Origin of the sequence: Sphingobium sp. UBA5915, assembly GCF_002431195.1 — a bacterium.
In the GTDB taxonomy this organism is placed as follows: domain Bacteria; phylum Pseudomonadota; class Alphaproteobacteria; order Sphingomonadales; family Sphingomonadaceae; genus Sphingobium; species Sphingobium soli.
Map to the genome: position 1 here is coordinate 17,173 of NZ_DJDV01000085.1, position 18,264 is coordinate 35,436.

Below are 18,264 nucleotides of genomic sequence, written 5' to 3' on the forward strand. Positions count from 1 at the left end.
GCGGGGCTGCATCAGCGGGGTGCTGGCGCGGCCCCATTCTGCGCTCCGCCGCCCAGCGCTCGAACGAGCGTGATCGCTGCCCGCTGCCGCGCTGTCTGCACAGTGATGAAGGCCTGTTGCGCCGCCAGCGCAGCGGTTTGCGCAGTGACGACTTCCAGATAGTCCGCCGCGCCATCGCGATAACGGTCCAACGCCAGTTCTTCCCCGCGCGCCGCGGCCTGCGCGGCCCGCCGCCGGTCGGCTTCTTCGGCCGCCAGCGCGGCATTGCTGGCCAGCGAATCCTCTACCTCTTGGAAGGCATTCAGCACCGTTTCGCGGTAATTGGCGGCGAGGATGTCATATTCCGCCTCGCTGACGGCAACCCGTGCCCGCTGCCGCCCGCCATCAAACAGGTTGAGCACCGCCGACAATGGTCCCAGCGCCCAATATCCGGTTGGGGCGCTGACAATGGGCGCACCACTGGCCTGAAAACCACCGGCCAGAGCCAGATCGATGCGAGGGAACCGGGCCGCTTTCGCCACGCCGATGCGGGCATTGGCAGCGATCATCCGCCGCTGCGCCCCGGCAATGTCAGGCCGCCGTTCGAGCAGGGTTGATGGCAGGCCCGGCGCAATGGCGGGCAGAGCCCCAATGGTATCGGCGGGGGCGATGGCAAATTGCCCAGGCATCACGCCAGTCAGCGTTGCAATGCGATTTTCCAGCGTCGCCCGGCGCGCCGCGATCTGCCGGAACAGCGCCTGCGCATTGGCCAACTGCGTTTGCGATCGGCTGCGATCCACCCCCGATGCGATGCCGCCTTCATGACGGATGCGGATCAGTGCGTCTGACGCTTCGTAAGCGTCCACGGTGCGGCGCAGCAGGGCACCTTCCCGGTCAAGCCCACGCAACTGGAAATAGGCATCCGCCAGCGCGCCATGAAGGCTGAGGCGGACGGAGGCGAGACTGGCCGCTTCGACTCCCGCGTCCGCTTCGCTAGCCCTGACGCTGTCGCGGACCCGGCCCCACAGATCGAGTTCATAGTTCAGCGCACCGCCCAGAATATACTGGTCCGCCGTTACCGGAACGCCGGGACCGATGGGACGCCCGGCGGAAAGCCGTTTGCGCGAAATGGCCATCTGACCATCCAGTGTGGGGGCGAGGTCCGCACCGGCAAGGCGCGCTTCGGCGTGCGCCCGGTCCAACCGCGCGACTGCCGCGGCAAGGCTGGGGCTGCCCTCGTCCGCCCGCGCGATCAGGTCGTCCAGTACGGGGTCGTCGAAGGTACGCCACCATTGCCCACGCGGTTGCTGGTCCGCCGGCGCGGCATTACGCCACAGCGCGCCATATTTGTAATCTTCGGCCATCGGCGTGGCCGGAATATGCAAAGGCGGCGCCATGGAACAGCCTGCCATCAACAGCAGGGCGGGCGCGGCGAGGTTAATCCTGCGCATCGGCGGTACCTTTCCCTCGGTTTCGGACGATGCGAACCCGATCCCCTTGTGCCAGCGCTTCTGGAGGAGTGGCGATCACGCGGGCCTGCGGCGTCAGGCCCGAAGCGATCTGCACGCTGGCGCCATCGTCCCGTCCGATCATAACCGGGCGCATTGTCACGCGCCCTTCGCTATCGACCAGCCCCACCATCGTTCCCTTCGGTGTAACAATCAGCGCGCTGGCGGGCAGCGTAACGGCGGTGCCTGCCGCCATCGGGATAGCCACTTCAGCGTAGCCGCCCGGCTTCAGCCGCTGGCCTGTATTGTTCACTTCGAACTCGGCCAGCACCGTGCCCGATGCTCGGTCCACCGCACCTGCCGTGCGTACCAGTGCGGCGTCGAAACTCTCGCCCGGATATTCCGGTACGGTCAGACTGGCCACCACGCCACGCTTCAACTGTCCTGACAAGGCCTGGGGCACACGGACGCGCAGGCGCAGTCGGCGGTCATCTGCAATGGTGAACAGGGGGCTGGCCGCGCCGTTGCCCGCATTCACCAGGGCGCCTATTTCCGCGTTGCGGCTGGTCACCCGGCCTGCAAAAGGTGCCACAACGCGGGTGAAGCCGAGCGTGGCGCGTAATCGTTCGACATTGGCACGGGCCGAACTGGCAAGGGCCGTTGCCGCCGCTAGCCGCCCGCTCTTTTCATCGGTTTCCTGTTGCGATACCGCGTCCTTCGCCCGCAGCGCGTCCCAACGAACGGCCGTAGTTTGCGCCAGTCCCCGATTGGCTTCTGCCGTGCGCAGGTCCGCTTGCGCCTGTGCCAATTGTTGTTCCACCTCCGGCGCATCCAGCACGGCAAGAACCTGCCCCGCACGCACATGATCGCCAATATCGACCAGTCGCCGCGCCACATAGCCGCTGGCGCGCGCATGGATGGCGGCCTCGTTATCCGGCTCCAGCATGCCAGGCATGCGGATGGCGCTTGCTTCCGCTGGCTGCGGGTGCATGACATTGACGGTCGGGAATGCATTGGCGCGGGCGAATTCCGCCTGCTCGGAATGATCCGCATTGCGGGCGACGATGCCGCCACCCACCAGCAGCGCTACGACAATAGCTGCTGCCGCACCATAAAGGCGGCCCTTTCGCGATGAAGTCCGTGACGGGGTGGGATCAGACATGGCTCGGTTCCAGTCCGATAGTGCGGGTTTTGGGGACGCCCTTGCGGTGGGCGAGCGCGAACAGCGCGGGCACCAGCATCAGCGTGGCGATTGTGGCGAACGCCAAACCGCCGATCACCGCACGGCCCAGCGGCGCGTTCTGTTCCGCCCCTTTGCCGAGGGCGAGCGCCATGGGCGACATGCCGATGATCATCACCAGCGCGGTCATCAGCACCGGGCGCAGGCGCACCATGCCCGCTTCCAGTGCGGCGGTTGCAGCATTGCCCGTTTCCGCCAGCCTTTCGCGCGCGAAACTGACGACGAGGATGGCATTGGCAGTGGATACGCCCATTGCCATGATCGCGCCGATCAGCGCCGGTACGGACAAGGTCGTGCCGGTCAGGAACAGCATCCACGCAATGCCTGCCAATGCGGCGGGCAACGCGCCGATGATTACAAGCGGATCGATCCAGTTCTGGAAGTTCACCACGATCACCAGATAGATCAGCACGATCCCCGCGATCAGGCCGAAAGCGAGGCCGGTGAAGGCTATGTTCATCGTTTCATATTGGCCGCGCAGTGTGACGGTGGATGCTTTCGGCAGGTCCTTTTCCAGCGCGGCGATGGCGGCGTTCACATCGGTCGCAACGGCACCCAGATCACGCCCTTGCGTGGTGGCATAGATGTTGATGACCGGCTGAATGTCATATTTGCTGACCACGGACAGTGTGTTGCCGCGCGTGATCCGCGCGACACCGCCAAGCGTTTGCGATGCAGCATCGACGCCGCCAGCGACCGGCAGCGCGGCCAGATCGGCGACCGAGCCTACGTCCCGTTCCGGCAATTGCGCCACCACAGGATAGGACACGCCATTTTCGGGGTTGAGGTAGAATACGGGCGAGCTTTGCGCCGTACCGGCAAGCGAAGTGCCGAGGCTGGCCGTCACATCCCGCTGGCTTAGGCCATATTGCGCGATGCGTGCGCGGTCGACATCGACATTCAGCTGAGGATAGCGGGTCGATTGCTGAATACGCGCATCGGCCAGTCCCGGGATCTGCCGCAGACGCTTGAGCAGCTTTTGCGCATATTGCTGATTTTCCGGGATGGTGCGCCCGCGGATCTGGATATCGATAGGGGCTGGCGATCCGAAATTGAGAATCTGGCTCGTCATGTCTGCCGGCAGAAAAGCAAAATCGACGCCTGGGAATTTGAGCGGTAACTGGCGGCGCAATGCACGCACATATTCATTCGTATCCCCGTGATTCTTTGCCAAAGTGATCAGGATATCTCCTTCATTGGAGCCGACCGTGCCGGAATTGGCATAGATATTGTTCAGCGCCGCCAGAGAGATGCCGATATTATCGACCATCGTTTCGATTTCCGCATCGGGGATTACGCTGCGGACATGTCGTTGCACCTGCGCGAAAATGGCAGAACTCTGTTCGATCCGCGTTCCCGCAGGCGTCCGCACATGCAGAGCGATCTGACCGGAATCCGCCGCTGGGAAGAAGTCCCGCCCGAGCAGCGGGACCAGCGCCAGTGACAGAAGCATGACGCCTAGAAAGACCATGGCAAAGCCGCGCCGAACATCCAGCACGCGACGCAGCAACTGGCCGTAACGGGCGCGCATCTGTTCGAAGCGCTGATCGAACCCGCGCTGAAAACGAACGAATATATTGCGTGTCGGGCGGGTCTTCGTTCCTTCATCATGCGGGCGCAGCAGGAACATCGCCATGGTCGGCACCAGCGTGCGGGCGAGCACGAACGACGTGAGCAAGGCGAATATCACCGCCAGCGCCAGCGGCACGAACAGGAACCCCGCAATGCCGGGCAGAAAGAACATCGGCACGAACACGATGCAGATGCTCAGCAGCGCTACCAGCGCAGGTTTCACGATTTGCGCCGCGCCATCCATGATGGCGGCGACCACGCCCTTGCCATGTTCCAGATGCCAGTTCATGTTTTCGATAGTGACAGTGGCGTCGTCCACCAAAATGCCGATGGCCAGCACCAACCCGCTCAGCGTCATCAGGTTCAGCGTGTGGCCCACCGCGCCCAGACCGGCAATGGAACCCAGGATCGCCAGCGGAATAGCCGTGACGATGATGATTGTCGATCGCCACGATCCAAGGAACAGCAGGATCATGAGCGAAGTCAGCAGCGCAGCGAGCGCGCCTTCGGTCACCACCGACGAAACCGCCGCCTTCACCAGTTCTGACTGGTCACCTATTGCCGTCACTTTGAGCGTATCAGGCAGTCCTGCCAGCGCCTGCGGCAGGCGCCGCTTGATCCCGTCGACAATGGCGAGTGTGGATGCGCTGCCGCTTTTAAGCACGGTCATCAAAGCGGATCGCTGCCCATCCACATGGACCACGTTGATCTGCGGCGCAGCCCCGTCGCGCACTTGTGCGATGTCGCGCATCAGGATGGTGGCGCCGTCCACAACCTTCACCGGCAGATTGTTTAGTTGCTCGACCGATGCCGGGGCGTTGTTCAAGCGAACATTATACTGCAGGTCGCCGATCTTTGCGAAGCCGACCGGGCTGATTTGTGTCTGCGCGGTCAACGCGTTCGCTACGTCTTGTGCAGAAAGGCCACGCGCCTGCAAGGCGGCCGGATCAACATCGATCTGCATCTGGCGCTGCCTCCCGCCAGAAGGGAATGGCATGGCTACACCGGGCACCGTGACCAATAGCGGACGGACCTGGTTCAATCCCAGATCGAATAGCTGCTGTTCGCTCAAACCCTTTCCCGATAAGGCCAGTTGCAGGATGGGCACGGTCGAAGCGTCGTAATTGACGATCATGGGCGGGGTGATGCCCGGCGGCAGTTGGCGCAGGATGGTTTGCGAAATGGATGTGACCTGTGCCGTAGCGGTGCGGATGTCGACGCCCGGCTGGAAATAGATCTTTACTACTGCGACCCCGCTCAAGGACTGGCTTTCGATCCTCTCGATATCGTTGACCGCATTTGTCAGCACGCGTTCATAAGGCGTTACGATGCGCCCGGCCATGTCCTGCGGCGACAAGCCGGTATAGGTCCATGCCGTCGCAATCACCGGCACGCCGATGCGCGGGAAAATGTCCACCGGCATCCGCAGAATAGATAATACCCCAATGCCGAAGATCATTACGGCCATCACGATAAACGTCAGCGGTTTCGTCAGCGCCGTGCGCACCAGCGCGATCATCGTTCACCGCGCCCTGATGAATTGGTCATAGTTGTGAGCCTCCCGTCGGGGAGGTCAAAAGCGGCGCTACCTTAAGGCAGGCTTATGCCAGGGCGGTGAATTTGCCGCCGCGAAACGCGAATCCTGTCGCATCGACTAGTGGTAAGGATGCCTTAAGCTGCACGGCTATCTTGCCCGACTCGAACGCGCGCGCGACTGTTCGTTTTGCTTCCGTATCGTCGCCCGCGACAGCCACGGAGATCGTTATGCCAAGATATGATGGACGCCCCCATATTCTGATTCTTGGCGGAAATTTTGCCGGGCTGGCCTGCGCGCAAAAAGTGCGACAATATGTGGGGGACAAGGCGCGCGTCACCGTAATCGATCGCAAAAGCTATCTGCTGTTCATTCCCAACAGTCCCGCTGACGTGTTCGAAGATCGCAACCCAGCGCTGCACCAGCGGATGGATCTGGTGCCTATCCTGGCAAAGGATGACATCGATTTCATCCATGGCGAAGTCACTGCCGTCGACGTTGCAGAGCGCAGTGTAACCTTCCGGCCCGCCGAGCGGGGCGGCGCCGAAGAGCATGTCGAACATTATGATTATATCATATTCGCACTGGGTGCCCGGCTTGCTTATGATCGGATCGAGGGCTTCGCAGAGCACGGCCACACCGTCAGCGACCTGTCTCACGGGGAAAAGCTACGCCGATATCTCAACACCCGTTACGCCGGCGGCCCGATCGCGATCGGATCGGCAAGGTTCCACCAAGGGGACGGAACTGACGGTCTTGAACCCTATCCCGGCGGATCGATCCCCCGGACTCTTGCCGCCTGTGAAGGGCCTCCCGTCGAGGTCATGATGTCGATGGCGGCTTGGCTCAGGGATCGGAAACTTGGCGGTCCGGCAAACGTCACCGTCTTTACGCCCGCACAGTTGATCGCGGAAGACGCCGGCGAGGATGTGGTCAAACGACTTCTGACACTCGCGACCGAAATGGGCTTCAATTACTGGAACAACACGCAGGACATCATACGACTGACTGCCGACGCCATCGAGTTTGCCGATGGCCGCACCCTGCCGGCAGAGGTGAAGGTCATTTTCCCCGACTGGGTAGCGCACGACTTTGTCAAAGGCCTGCCTGTCAGCGATTCCGAAGGGTTCATCAAAACCGACCTGCTGATGCGCAACCCTGACCACCCCGAAGTGTTCGCCTGTGGCGATTGCGCCGCTGTTACGGTGCCCAAATTGGGCGCCATCGGACATCAGCAATCAGACATCATCGGCCTCCAACTTGGGAAGATTTTCGGCACCGTAGACGCAGAAAAGGCAGACGTATTGCTGAAGCCCGAGGTGCTGTGCATCGGTGATATGGGCGATGGAAAGGCGTTCTGGATCCATTCCAACAGTTGGTTCGGCGGTGACCGCGAAATTCTGGAAGATGGGCCGCGTGCCCTATTTCCTGAAAATGCGATATCGCGACATGTTCTTCGCCGCCGATGGCAAAGTGCCCGCATGGGGACTGGATGCCGCAGCGCTGATCGCGGAAGGGGTTTGAGCCGCCATGACAAACCTGACCATTTTGCAACTCAATGATCTGCACGGATATGTGGAGCCCCATTCCGAACTGAGGCGCGATGCGCATGGCGATTTCCAGTTCGCGCAGATGGGTGGACTGGCGCGAATCAAAACTCTGTTCGATCAGGCACGGCAGGAAAATCCCGGCGGAGTGATAGCGCTCGATAATGGCGACACGTTCCACGGCACCCATTTCGCCGTGCAGGATCGGGCACGTGCGATGGTGCCACTGATCAACGCGCTGGGCTTTGACGCGATGACGCTACACTGGGAGTTCGCCTATGGCCCGGAACGTGTGGCCGAGATATCAAGCGAGCTGGCCCACCCTATGCTCGCCGCGAATATCTTCTGCGAAGACAATGATGAACTGTTCTTGCCGCCCTCGACCATCATCGAACGCAACGGGGTGTGGATCGGCATTGTCGGCCTCGCCTGCCCGATTGTGGACAAGACGATGCCGCCGTCCTTCAGCAAGGGGCTTCGCTTTGTCACGGGCAATGCCGAACTGCCCGGCCATATTGAACGGCTGCGGCAGGATGCCGATCTGATTGTGGTCCTGTCCCACCTCGGTTTTCCGCAGGATGTGCAACTGGCCAAGGACGTGGCTGGAATTGACGTGATCGTCAGCGGCCACACCCATAACCGCATGGAAAACGCCGTCGTCGTCAATGGGGCGATCATCTTCCAGTCTGGCTGTCATGGCTCCTATGTCGGGCGGCTCGATCTGGATGTTTTGGAAAATGGCATTCAGGGCTGGCACCATAGCCTGATACCCGTCGATGACAGCGTCGCGAGCGATCCGGGCTTGGCGGATGCTGTCACCGCGGCACTCTCAAGCGAAAGGCAGTCGATGAGCGAGGTCGTCGGGCACACGGACGTCGTCCTGCATCGGTATGCGATGCTCAGTAGCCCGATGGACGACCTGCTGCTCGAAGCGATTGCCGAGGCAGCGGGAACGCCGATCGCCTTTTCCAATGGCTGGCGTTACGGCGCACCGATCGCGCCTGGGCCGATCATGATGAACGACCTGTGGAACATGGTGCCGGTGGACCCGCCTGTTTCGATTGTTGACGTTACCGGCTCGGAAATCCGCGAGATGCTAGAGGAAAATCTCGAGCGAACCTTTGCGTCCGATCCCCATGATCAGATGGGCGGCTATATCAAGAGGATGCGCGGCGTCCGGCTCGTCTTCAAGGCGGAGAACGATAAGGGTCGTCGCATCGACCGTCTCTACATTGACGGCGCTCCGATTGAGGAATCTGCTCGCTATACCGCCGCGTTCATTACTGCCCAAGGTATTCCATCGAGATTCGGTACTAACCGGCGCAAACTGCCTATCTCGGCGATTGACGCTCTGCGTCGGAGGCTTGCGAGACCATGGCCTGGAGCGGATGGCACAGAAAGCTCAAGCACAGAACTCATATAGTAGCTGCATTCATATACATGATAACAGAAATCAATATACTGATATGGCGGCTGTCGGCCTTCTGCGGTAAGTGTCTCTTATCGCAACCCTGAAAGGACCCGACATGACCCTGCACATTGGCGACACCGCAAATGGATTGCGGATGTCAACGACACCCAGAACACCAACCTGACCTTCCCCATTGTCGCAGACGCGGATCTGTCGATCGCAAAGATATATGACATGATCCACCCCGATCAGAGCGCAACCGCAGCGGTGCGATCGGTTTTCATCATCGATCCAAAAAAGAAGATCCGTCTGACAATGACCTACCCGATGAGCGTGGGACGCAACTTCGACGAGATATTGCGGGTGATCGACGCGCCTCAACTTGGTGACGCCAAGCGAATCGCGATTCCCGCAGACTGGCAGAAAGGCAAGGAAGTGATCATCCCGCCCTCGATCAAGGATGACGAGGCGCGCGCCCTCTTTCCCCAGGGCTGGACCGAGCATCGCCCTTATCTGCGCACCGTATTGGTGGACTGAAAGTTCGATGCTGCGAGGCTTTCGAGCCTCGCAGCATCATTTACGTGGCGTGATCCGCGCGAACATGGCCGCGCCGCCGCCGGCCTGCAGTCGGGCCGCGACCGCGTCTGCACGGGATATCGCCACCGTTCCGGCAAAGGCATCAAGCAAGGCGCTGACTTCGGCGATACGGGCCTGATTGATGCGATAGAAAACCAGTTTGGCTTCGCGCCGCGTCTGCACAAGGTCGGCCTTGCGCAGTACACCGAGCTGCTGGCTAAGGCCGGGCTGCACAACATTGGCTATTTGTTCGATCTCGCCCACCGAGCGCTCGCCATCTATGAGCGTGCGCAGCAGGGAGAGCCGCACCGGATGGGCAAGCGCCCGAAGCAGATCCGCCGCAGCCTCGAGATCAAGCGTCGCGATATCCGCCATCATGCCCGATCCTTGATCGGCGTATAGAACCAGTCGGTGCCGGCGGGCGCGGCCAGCACGTCGGCGAAGTCATGGCTCGGGACCGCGAGCAGATCACTGCCTGGCATCCAGCCTTCCGGCGCCAGAGCCGATCCATCATGGACACGCTGAAGCGCGGCAACGAGGCGCAGCATCTCCTCCACGGAGCGACCGACGCTGGCCGGATAGCAGGTCGAGGCCCGCAATATCCCATCCGGATCGAGGAAATAGGTCGTTCGCACCGCGCTTGCGTCCATCGCGTTTGGACCGACCATGCCATAGGCGCGCGCGATCTCCAGCGTCGGATCTTCGATGATCGGGAAGTCCACGACGACATCGAACCGATCGCGGATCGCGCGGATCCAGGCGAGGTGGGAAAACAGGCTATCGACCGACAGCGCCATCAGTTCGCACCCCAACGCCGCAAACCGGTCATGCGCGCGCGCGATCGACACAAACTCACTGGTGCAGACCGGCGTGAAATCCGCCGGATGAGAAAAGAGCGCAAGCCAGCGCCCTCGGAAATCTGAAAGTGATACCGGGCCACGGGTCGAGCGGGCGGTGAAATCCGGCGCTTCCTCGCCAAGGCGCAACGCGGAACAGGAGGGAAGTTCAGGAGCCAAATCGAACCTTTCATTCATGCTGATCGACATTGTCATCAATCTCGTCGGTTGACGCAACCACAATACTCGATTATTTGAAACGTGTAGGTGAGAAAGTTTGGAGAGTCGAGATGGACCACCCTGATGAGCCGCTCATGCTCGCAACGCAGATTGTGACGGAAAGCCGCGCCGACGAAATGCCCGCGCCAGTTGTGCGCACTTTCTTCGACGAAGCGACATTTACGGCAAGCTACGTGGTCCACGATCCCGTGACCCGCGCCGCAGCCATTATCGACAGCGTTCTCGATTTCGATCCCGCGTCAGGCCGGACCGGGCATGACTCGGCACAGGCGATCATCGACTATGTCGAAGCCGAGGGGCTGAAAGTCGAATGGCTGCTGGAAACGCATGCTCATGCCGATCACCTGTCCGCTGCGCCGTTCCTTCAGGAAAAGCTCGGCGGCAAGCTTGCGATCGGTCGCACTATCACCACAGTCCAGGCGGTATTCGGCAAGATTTTCAACGAGGGTACGCAGTTCGAGCGTGACGGATCGCAGTTCGATCGTCTGTTCGACGATGGCGATCGGTTTGCGATCGGCTCCATCCCTGCCGTTGGGCTGCATGTGCCAGGACATACGCCTGCGGACCTTGCCTATGTCATCGGCGACGCAGTGTTCACCGGCGACACGCTGTTCATGCCGGACTATGGCACCGCCCGCGCGGATTTCCCCGGCGGCGATGCCCGGATGCTCTATCACTCGATCCGTCGCCTGATGGCGCTGCCGCGCGAGACGCGCACATTCCTCTGCCATGATTACAAGGCACCGGGCCGCGACGACTATGTGTGGGAAACCACCATCGGTCAGCAGCGCGATTCCAATGTTCATGTCCATGAAGGTGTGGGCGAAGATGAATTTGTCGAGATGCGCACCCGGCGTGACGCGACGCTGGGAATGCCGCGGCTGATCCTGCCTTCGATTCAGGTAAATATGCGCGGCGGCCATCTTCCCGAACCGGAAGAAAATGGCTCGCGCTACCTCAAGCTCCCCCTGGACGTGCTGTGATGCCTGATTATGCGATGCCGGTGCAGGGGCTGATCGGTGGCCTGATGATCGGCGCGGCAGCTGCCATCATGCTGCTGGGAACTGGCCGCATCGCTGGCGTCAGCGGCATGGCGGTGCGGGCTCTGGGGCTCGGCGGCGGCGCACCGCGCATGCTCGCGCTGGCCTTTATCATCGGCCTGCCTCTGGGTGCGGCACTCGTCGCATGGCTGGCGGGGTCGATCCTGTCGCGCTTTCCCATGAGCATGGCAACGCTCGCTGTCGCCGGTCTGATCGTCGGCATTGGCACGCGGCTTGGCTCGGGCTGCACGTCTGGTCATGGTGTGTGCGGCATGTCGCGCCTGTCGAAGCGATCCATCTTTGCGACATTCACCTTCATGGCGACCGGCTTCGCGACCGTGGCAATCGTCAATGCAGTCGGAGGTGGCTGGTGATGCGCACCGTGATCGGCCTTGCCTCAGGGCTGCTATTCGGCGCGGGCCTCGCCGTCTCGGGGATGCTCGATCCGGTGCGGGTCCGCGGTTTCCTGGACCTGTTTGGTGGCTGGGACCCCACCCTGGCCTTCGTCATGGGTGGCGCGATGATCCCCATGGCCATCGCTTGGCTGATCCAGCGGCGGATGGCGGCGCCTGTCGCTGATGTCGACTTTCACCTCCCCGATACCGACCCGATCACACCGCGCCTGCTCGGCGGGTCGGCCTTGTTTGGCATCGGATGGGGGCTCGGCGGCCTGTGCCCAGGCCCTGCGCTGGCGGCATTTGCCATCAACCCTCCGGCAGCCGCCGTTTTCACCGCTGCGATGGCGGTCGGCTTCGCGATCGTCTGGGCGCTCGATCGCCCATCAGGACCGCGAACGCCGGTCCACGCCTGACTCGAAAAAGGAGAGGTTCGATGAATCCCCAGAAGCTCGACGAGGAACTGCTCGTCTGCGGCCAGATTACACCGGAAGACATTGCCCGTGCCGCGCCCGCCGGCATCCGCCTGATCATCAACAGCCGGCCCGATGGCGAAGAACCCGGCCAGCCCCTCTCGGCCGACCTCAAGGCACAGGCTGAAGCGCTCGGCATCGTCTATCGTCATATTCCCATCAGCGGCGGAAATTTCGACGAGGCGTCCGTCACGGCCTTTGGCGATGCGCTGGCATCCGCCGTTGGCCCGACACTGGCATTTTGCCGCTCGGGCATGCGCGCCGCGACGCTGTGGGCCTTGTCGCAGGCCGGATCACGCCCGACCGCCGCCATCCTGAGCGCGGCAGGTGCGGCTGGCTATGACCTGTCGCAAGTGCGCGACCAGATAGAGGGCACAGCGGCCAGCCGCTCGGACGGCTCGGCGCTTGATTGCCCTGCTGCCCGCTACGACGTTGTGATCGTCGGTGGCGGGGCGGGCGGTATCGCGACAGCAGCGTCGATCCATAAGCGCGATTCCACCTTGTCGATCGCGATTATCGAGCCGCGCACCGACCATTATTACCAGCCCGGCTGGACAATGGTCGGCGCGGGCGTGTTTGACCCGAAAACCACTTGTCATTCGATGGCATCGGTGATGCCCAAGGGTGTCACCTGGATCAGGGAAGCCGCGCAAAGCTTTCAACCCGAACAGGATCAGGTGACGACGGCCAGTGGCCATGCAATCGGCTATCGCGCGCTGGTTGTCGCGCCGGGCAACGTGCTGGACTGGGACGCGATTGACGGGCTGGCGGCAACGCTGGGCCGGAACGGCGTCACATCTAATTATCGCTATGATACCGCACCCTACACTTGGGATCTGGTGCGCAATCTGCGGGAAGGCGTGGCGCTGTTCACCCAGCCGCCGATGCCCATCAAATGTGCTGGCGCGCCGCAGAAGGCGATGTACCTGTCGTGCGACAACTGGCTCGAGCGCGGCGTCCTCAACAACATCGATGTTGCCTTCCACAATGCGGGCGGCGTGCTGTTCGGCGTGAAGGACTATGTCCCCGCACTGATGGGCTATGTCGAGCGATACGGTATCGACCTCAATTTTGAATCCACCCTGATCGCGGTCGATGGCGCTGCGAAAACCGCGACCTTCCGCGAGAAGACGGGCGAAGTGACGCGCGCATTTGATATGATGCATGTAACCCCGCCCCAGATCGCGCCGCGCTTCGTTGCCGACAGCCCGCTGGCGGACAAAGCGGGCTATGTCGAGGTCGATCAGGTGACGATGCGGCACATCCGCTATCCCAATATCTTCGGTCTTGGCGATGGTGGCTCTACGCCCAATGCCAAGACTGCCGCCGCGGCGCGCAAACAGGCGCCGATTGTGGCCGTCAACCTGCTGTCGGTACTCAAGCGTGGCGAGCCGGTGGCCGGTTATGACGGCTACGGCTCCTGCCCGCTAACGGTCGAGAAGGGCAAGATCGTCCTTGCCGAGTTCGGCTATGGTGGCAAGCTCATGCCCAGCTTCCCAAAATGGCTGATCGATGGAACGCAGCCCGCAAGGCTGTCGTGGCTGCTTAAGTCGGAGGCGCTGCCGTGGATTTATTGGAACGGTATGCTCAAGGGGCATGAGTGGCTGGTAAAGCCGCAACCGATCGAACGCGTCCGTCAGGCGGCATGATCGCCATGCTCGAACCCCTGCAATATGTGCTGGGCCTGCTGTCCGGTTCGCTGGTCGGCTTCTCGTTGGGGCTGGTCGGTGGCGGCGGGTCGATCCTGGCCGTCCCGCTGATGGTCTATCTGGTCGGTGTCTCCAGTCCGCACGTCGCGATCGGCACATCGGCGCTGGCGGTCGCCGTCAACGCTGCGACCGGGCTGGCCAGCCATGCGCGGGAGCATACCGTCAAATGGCGCTGCGGCGGCATGTATGCGGCGGCGGGCGTCCTTGGTGCGCTGGGCGGGTCGACGGTCGGCAAGGCGTTCGATGGGCAGAAACTGCTGTTCCTGTTCGCTCTCGTAATGATCGTCGTCGGCGTACTGATGCTGCGCGGGCGCAAGGCGCTTGGCATACCGGGTGCCCAATGCAATCGTGAAAATGCGCCCAAAGTGCTGGGCTATGGTCTGGGCACCGGCATCTTCTCGGGCTTCTTCGGCATCGGCGGCGGTTTCCTGATCGTCCCCGGCCTTGTCGCATCGACCAGCATGCCGATCATCAACGCGGTTGGGACCAGCCTTGTCGCGGTGACCGCATTCGGTCTCACAACGGCGGCCAACTATGCCTTTTCCGGGCTGATTGACTGGGTTCTGGCAGGCGTGTTTATCGCAGGCGGCATCGCAGGTGGCTTCATAGGCACGATCGTCGCCAAACGGCTGTCTGGCACCGGCACGCTGACCACGGTGTTCGCCGTCCTGATCTTCGTCGTGGCAGCCTATATGCTGGTTAAAAGCGTAGGCGCGATAGTGTAGCATATTGTCCAATTGGAAGATGCCGGCCCGTCTGCAATTTCGGCCCGGGGAGTAATCGCAATGTTCGACACTTTCGATGCGCTGCTGCTCGCCCGAATCCAGTTCGGGTTCACGGTCAGCTTCCACTTCATCTTTCCAGCCTTTTCAATTGGGCTGGCCAGCTATCTGATGGTCCTGGAGGGACTCTGGCTGAAAACCGGGCGGGACATCTATCTCGACCTGTTTCGCTACTGGGTGAAGATCTTCGCCATCGCCTTTGCCATGGGCGTCGTCTCCGGCATCGTCATGTCTTATCAGTTCGGCACCAACTGGTCTGTCTTCTCGACAAAGGCAGGGCCGGTGATCGGACCGCTCATGGCCTATGAAGTGCTGACCGCCTTCTTCCTGGAAGCAGGTTTTCTCGGCGTCATGCTGTTTGGCATGTCCAAGGTGGGAAAAGGCCTGCATTTCGCCGCCACCTGCATGGTGGCGCTCGGCACGTTTATTTCGGCTTTCTGGATCCTGTCCGTGAACAGCTGGATGCAGACCCCGACCGGCTTCTCGTTGTCACCGGATGGCCGTTTCCTGCCGGGCGACTCCTGGCTGGCGATCATCTTCAACCCCAGCTTTCCCTATCGGCTCGTCCATACGGTGATCGCCGCCTATCTGACTACGGCCTTTGTGGTCGGCGCGGTCGGTGCATGGCATCTGCTGCGCGACGCCAAGAACCTGCATGCGCGAAAGATGTTCAGCATGGCAATGTGGGTGGCCGCGATCGTCGCGCCGGTCCAGATCTTCGCCGGCGATATGCACGGCCTCAACACGCTGGAGCAGCAGCCCGCCAAGGTCATGGCCATGGAGGGGCATTATGAGAGCCACCCGGACGGTGCGCCGCTGATCCTGTTCGGCATTCCCAACAGCGCGGAGAAACGCATCGATTATGCCGTGGAGGTTCCCAAGGCCTCATCGCTGATCCTGAAGCACGATCTGAACGCGCCGCTCTCCGGCCTCGATACGATTCCCGATAACCGCGAGCCTCCCGTGCCGGTCATCTTCTGGTCGTTCCGCGTTATGGTCGGCATCGGCTTCGCCATGCTGGGCCTTGGGCTGTGGAGCCTGGTCGCGCGGATGCGTAAGCGCCTTTACGACTGGTCGTGGCTGCATCGCGCCGCCGTGCTGATGGGGCCATCGGGCTTCGTGGCAGTAATTGCCGGGTGGATCACCACGGAGGTGGGGCGCCAACCCTATACCGTCTATGGCCACATGCTCACCGCCGAGAGCGCATCGCCGCTTGCCGCCCCTGCAGTCGGGGCATCGCTGATCGCGTTCATCATCGTGTATTTCGCGGTCTTTGGCGCCGGCACCTGGTATATCCTGCATCTGATGCATCGTCAGGCGGGCCCAGCCGAGCCCGGCCCCGGTCACATGCCTCAACGCGCGGCCGGGATCACCCCCGCGCCGGCCATCGTGGCCGGGACGGAGTAAGCGAGATGAGCATCAATATGGACCTGACGGTGATCTGGGCGTTCATCATCGCCTTTGCCGTATTCATGTATGTCGTCATGGACGGGTTTGACCTGGGCATCGGCATCCTGTTCCCCAGCTTCAAGGTGGGTGAAGAGCGCGACCAGGCGATGAATTCGATCGCGCCGGTGTGGGACGGTAACGAGACATGGCTGGTGCTGGGCGGCGGCGGACTCTTCGCCGCCTTCCCGCTCGCTTATGGCGTCGTTCTGACCGCGACCTATCCACTCATCATCGCGATGCTTCTCGGGCTTGTTTTCCGGGGCGTGGCCTTTGAGTTCCGCTGGCGCGATCCGCGCCACCGCGCTTTGTGGGACGTTGCCTTCAGCCTGGGCTCGTTCATCGCCGCCTTTGCTCAGGGCGTAACGCTGGGCGCAATCCTTCAGGGCGTCCAGGTCGAAAACCAGGCCTATGCCGGTGGCTGGCTCGACTGGTTGACGCCGTTCAGCTTGCTGACGGGTGCCGGAGTTGTCATCGGTTATGCGCTGCTGGGCGCCACCTGGCTGATCTGGAAGGTGGAGGGAGGCGCCGAGGCGCACGCCCGACGGCTCGCACTGTGGGCGGCGATCGGCACACTGGTCGCGATGGCGGCAGTCAGCGCCGCGACACCATTCCTGCAGTTCGAATATTGGAAGCGCTGGTTCGACATGCCAGGCGTGCTGGCGACGGCGCAGGTGCCGCTGCTCACCGCGATCGTTGCATTTCTGTTGTTCCGGAAGCTGCGCAGCGGAGCGGTCGCCGTACCATTTCTTCTTGCCCTTGCCCTGTTTGCGCTTGGATTTGCGGGCCTGGGTATCAGCCTGTTCCCCTACATCGTGCCTGACAGCATCACGATCTGGGACGCCGCCGCACCGGAGCGGAGCCAGATATTCATGTTGATCGGCACGGCAATTATCATGCCCGTCATCCTTGCTTACACCGGATGGGCATACTGGGTCTTTCGCGGCAAGGTCGGCACGCACGGCTATCACTGATGAACGATACTCCCCACCCTTTGTGGAAACGGCTCGGCTGGCTTATCGCTATATGGACGATGAGCGTCGGATCACTCGCGCTGGTAGGCGGTGTGATCCGGTACTGGCTAAAGCCTTAGGGTCGGAGGTGGACGTTCGCGTGACAGAAGCGAATGTCGATCGTCGACGATCGGAAATACTTCGAACGGCCGTTTCTATACAAAGCTGCCGCTCGCATCCACTTTTCGGATGGCGTAAGTTGGTCGGCAGCCGTCGATGGCGAATTTGGCATTCTTTTGGAAGACGGACATTACCGGGACCATATGATCTAAGTCCGCAAAGATCTTTAGCGGACCCATTCCGGACGGATCAGGCGGGAAAATGAATTCCGCACAGCTTGTTGCCGTCGGGGTCACGAAAATAGGCCAGTTCGATGGTTCCCATGGAGGCAGTCTCGCGCGGGCCGGGCGGAGCTTCGATCGAGGTTCCGCCAGCGGCAATGGCGGTATCGTGAAGCAGCTTTACCTGCTCGGGAGAATCGCAGGAAAACGCCACGGTGCTCCCGTTGGCGACGCTTGCCGGTTCGTCGTTGATCGGCTGGCTGACGATGAAGTTGGTCCCGCCGCCGTTGTTGTAGATCAGACGCGTATGGCCGCTGTCAGCGATGTTCCGTGTTCCTGCCCCTGCACCCAAAGTGCCAAGCACCGTGTCGTAGAAGCGCTTGGACCGTTCAATGTCGTTCGATCCGACCATGGTGTGAAAAAGCACGCATACTCTCCCGAAGGCTGATCGACTTCCGATCGCCATTAGCGTTCCTATCTAACCGGTACAAAACCTGCGGTCACCCTCGAATCCTTGGATCGTCCGCTACTGGGCGGGAGCCGCGAGCGCCAAAGACCGATTTTTAGGGTCAGGACTCACTGATCAGAGCCAGAAGATGACGGTGGCAGCGAGTGCTATCGCCGATAAGAAGGCGGTTGGGCAGCGGTCGGAACGGGTGGCGACGCGGCGCCAGTCCTTGAGGCGGCCGAACATAATCTCGATGCGGTTGCGGCGCCTGTAGCGGCGTTTGTCGTATTTGAT

18 protein-coding genes and 1 pseudogene are annotated in these 18,264 nt (G+C 61.6%); 12 read left to right on the top strand and 7 right to left on the bottom strand.

Annotated elements, in window-relative coordinates; translation table 11 throughout:
* Positions 1-11 precede the first annotated feature (11 nt).
* The 3 genes from B2V90_RS14385 to B2V90_RS14395 are packed head-to-tail and all read right to left on the bottom strand — an operon-like array spanning position 12 to position 5,758.
* Positions 12-1,430, bottom strand: a complete 1,419-nt coding sequence (locus B2V90_RS14385) for an efflux transporter outer membrane subunit (RefSeq protein WP_293921903.1) — start codon at positions 1,428-1,430, stop codon at positions 12-14.
* Positions 1,417-2,589, bottom strand: coding sequence for an efflux RND transporter periplasmic adaptor subunit (locus B2V90_RS14390; protein ID WP_293921906.1), 1,173 nt, complete (start codon positions 2,587-2,589; stop codon positions 1,417-1,419). The genes B2V90_RS14385 and B2V90_RS14390 overlap by 14 nt, the downstream gene beginning before the upstream one ends.
* The gene (locus B2V90_RS14395; protein WP_293921908.1) at positions 2,582-5,758 is read right to left on the bottom strand and encodes an efflux RND transporter permease subunit; all 3,177 of its coding nucleotides are present in this window, start codon (positions 5,756-5,758) and stop codon (positions 2,582-2,584) included. The genes B2V90_RS14390 and B2V90_RS14395 overlap by 8 nt, the downstream gene beginning before the upstream one ends.
* 245 nt (positions 5,759-6,003) lie before the next feature.
* Here B2V90_RS14395 and B2V90_RS14400 point away from each other — a divergent pair, with 245 nt between their 5' ends.
* From B2V90_RS14400 to B2V90_RS14415, 4 genes and pseudogenes are all read left to right on the top strand, one after another.
* On the top strand, positions 6,004-7,335 hold the full coding sequence (locus B2V90_RS14400; protein WP_293921910.1) for an NAD(P)/FAD-dependent oxidoreductase: 1,332 nt from the start codon (positions 6,004-6,006) through the stop codon (positions 7,333-7,335).
* A 70-nt stretch (positions 7,336-7,405) separates the two neighbouring features.
* Entirely contained in the window at positions 7,406-8,743 is a 1,338-nt protein-coding gene (locus B2V90_RS14405; protein ID WP_293921912.1) for a bifunctional metallophosphatase/5'-nucleotidase, read from the top strand.
* Between the two features lie 102 nt (positions 8,744-8,845).
* Positions 8,846-9,028 (top strand): annotated as a pseudogene (locus B2V90_RS14410) (redoxin domain-containing protein); the annotation flags it as partial.
* A 30-nt stretch (positions 9,029-9,058) separates the two neighbouring features.
* On the top strand, positions 9,059-9,268 hold the full coding sequence (locus tag B2V90_RS14415) for a hypothetical protein (RefSeq protein WP_293921940.1): 210 nt from the start codon (positions 9,059-9,061) through the stop codon (positions 9,266-9,268).
* A 36-nt stretch (positions 9,269-9,304) separates the two neighbouring features.
* Here B2V90_RS14415 and B2V90_RS14420 read toward each other — a convergent pair whose 3' ends face one another.
* Both B2V90_RS14420 and B2V90_RS14425 read right to left on the bottom strand, forming a co-directional pair.
* Positions 9,305-9,685: an ArsR/SmtB family transcription factor gene (locus tag B2V90_RS14420; RefSeq protein ID WP_293921914.1), complete on the bottom strand. Its 381-nt coding sequence runs from the start codon at positions 9,683-9,685 to the stop codon at positions 9,305-9,307.
* The gene (locus tag B2V90_RS14425) at positions 9,682-10,341 is read right to left on the bottom strand and encodes a peroxiredoxin (RefSeq protein ID WP_293921917.1); all 660 of its coding nucleotides are present in this window, start codon (positions 10,339-10,341) and stop codon (positions 9,682-9,684) included. Before B2V90_RS14425 ends, B2V90_RS14420 begins: the two co-directional genes overlap by 4 nt.
* A gap of 116 nt (positions 10,342-10,457) precedes the next feature.
* Here B2V90_RS14425 and B2V90_RS14430 point away from each other — a divergent pair, with 116 nt between their 5' ends.
* The 8 genes from B2V90_RS14430 to B2V90_RS14465 are packed head-to-tail and all read left to right on the top strand — an operon-like array spanning position 10,458 to position 17,321.
* The gene (locus tag B2V90_RS14430; protein WP_414711609.1) at positions 10,458-11,366 is read left to right on the top strand and encodes an MBL fold metallo-hydrolase; all 909 of its coding nucleotides are present in this window, start codon (positions 10,458-10,460) and stop codon (positions 11,364-11,366) included.
* Positions 11,366-11,797 carry a YeeE/YedE family protein gene (locus B2V90_RS14435; RefSeq protein ID WP_293921920.1) on the top strand — a complete coding sequence of 144 codons (432 nt, stop codon included), beginning with the start codon at positions 11,366-11,368 and terminating at the stop codon, positions 11,795-11,797. Before B2V90_RS14430 ends, B2V90_RS14435 begins: the two co-directional genes overlap by 1 nt.
* Positions 11,797-12,234 carry a DUF6691 family protein gene (locus B2V90_RS14440; protein ID WP_414711610.1) on the top strand — a complete coding sequence of 146 codons (438 nt, stop codon included), beginning with the start codon at positions 11,797-11,799 and terminating at the stop codon, positions 12,232-12,234. The genes B2V90_RS14435 and B2V90_RS14440 overlap by 1 nt, the downstream gene beginning before the upstream one ends.
* A 20-nt stretch (positions 12,235-12,254) precedes the next feature.
* A complete protein-coding gene (locus B2V90_RS14445; protein ID WP_293921926.1) occupies positions 12,255-13,940 on the top strand; it encodes a bifunctional protein tyrosine phosphatase family protein/NAD(P)/FAD-dependent oxidoreductase in 1,686 nt (561 codons plus the stop codon).
* A 5-nt stretch (positions 13,941-13,945) separates the two neighbouring features.
* Entirely contained in the window at positions 13,946-14,725 is a 780-nt protein-coding gene (locus B2V90_RS14450; protein ID WP_293921942.1) for a sulfite exporter TauE/SafE family protein, read from the top strand.
* 60 nt (positions 14,726-14,785) lie between these two features.
* On the top strand, positions 14,786-16,189 hold the full coding sequence (locus B2V90_RS14455) for a cytochrome ubiquinol oxidase subunit I (RefSeq protein ID WP_293921929.1): 1,404 nt from the start codon (positions 14,786-14,788) through the stop codon (positions 16,187-16,189).
* A 5-nt stretch (positions 16,190-16,194) separates the two neighbouring features.
* Entirely contained in the window at positions 16,195-17,202 is a 1,008-nt protein-coding gene (gene cydB / locus B2V90_RS14460; protein WP_293921932.1) for a cytochrome d ubiquinol oxidase subunit II, read from the top strand.
* Positions 17,202-17,321, top strand: a complete 120-nt coding sequence (locus tag B2V90_RS14465) for a DUF2474 domain-containing protein (protein WP_293921935.1) — start codon at positions 17,202-17,204, stop codon at positions 17,319-17,321. Before cydB ends, B2V90_RS14465 begins: the two co-directional genes overlap by 1 nt.
* 229 nt (positions 17,322-17,550) lie before the next feature.
* On the opposite strand, the gene B2V90_RS14470 is transcribed toward B2V90_RS14465, so the two are convergent.
* Positions 17,551-17,949, bottom strand: coding sequence for a VOC family protein (locus B2V90_RS14470; RefSeq protein WP_293921937.1), 399 nt, complete (start codon positions 17,947-17,949; stop codon positions 17,551-17,553).
* 156 nt (positions 17,950-18,105) lie between these two features.
* A partial coding sequence (locus B2V90_RS14475; RefSeq protein WP_293921944.1) for a transposase occupies positions 18,106-18,264 on the bottom strand: 159 nt, incomplete at its 5' end.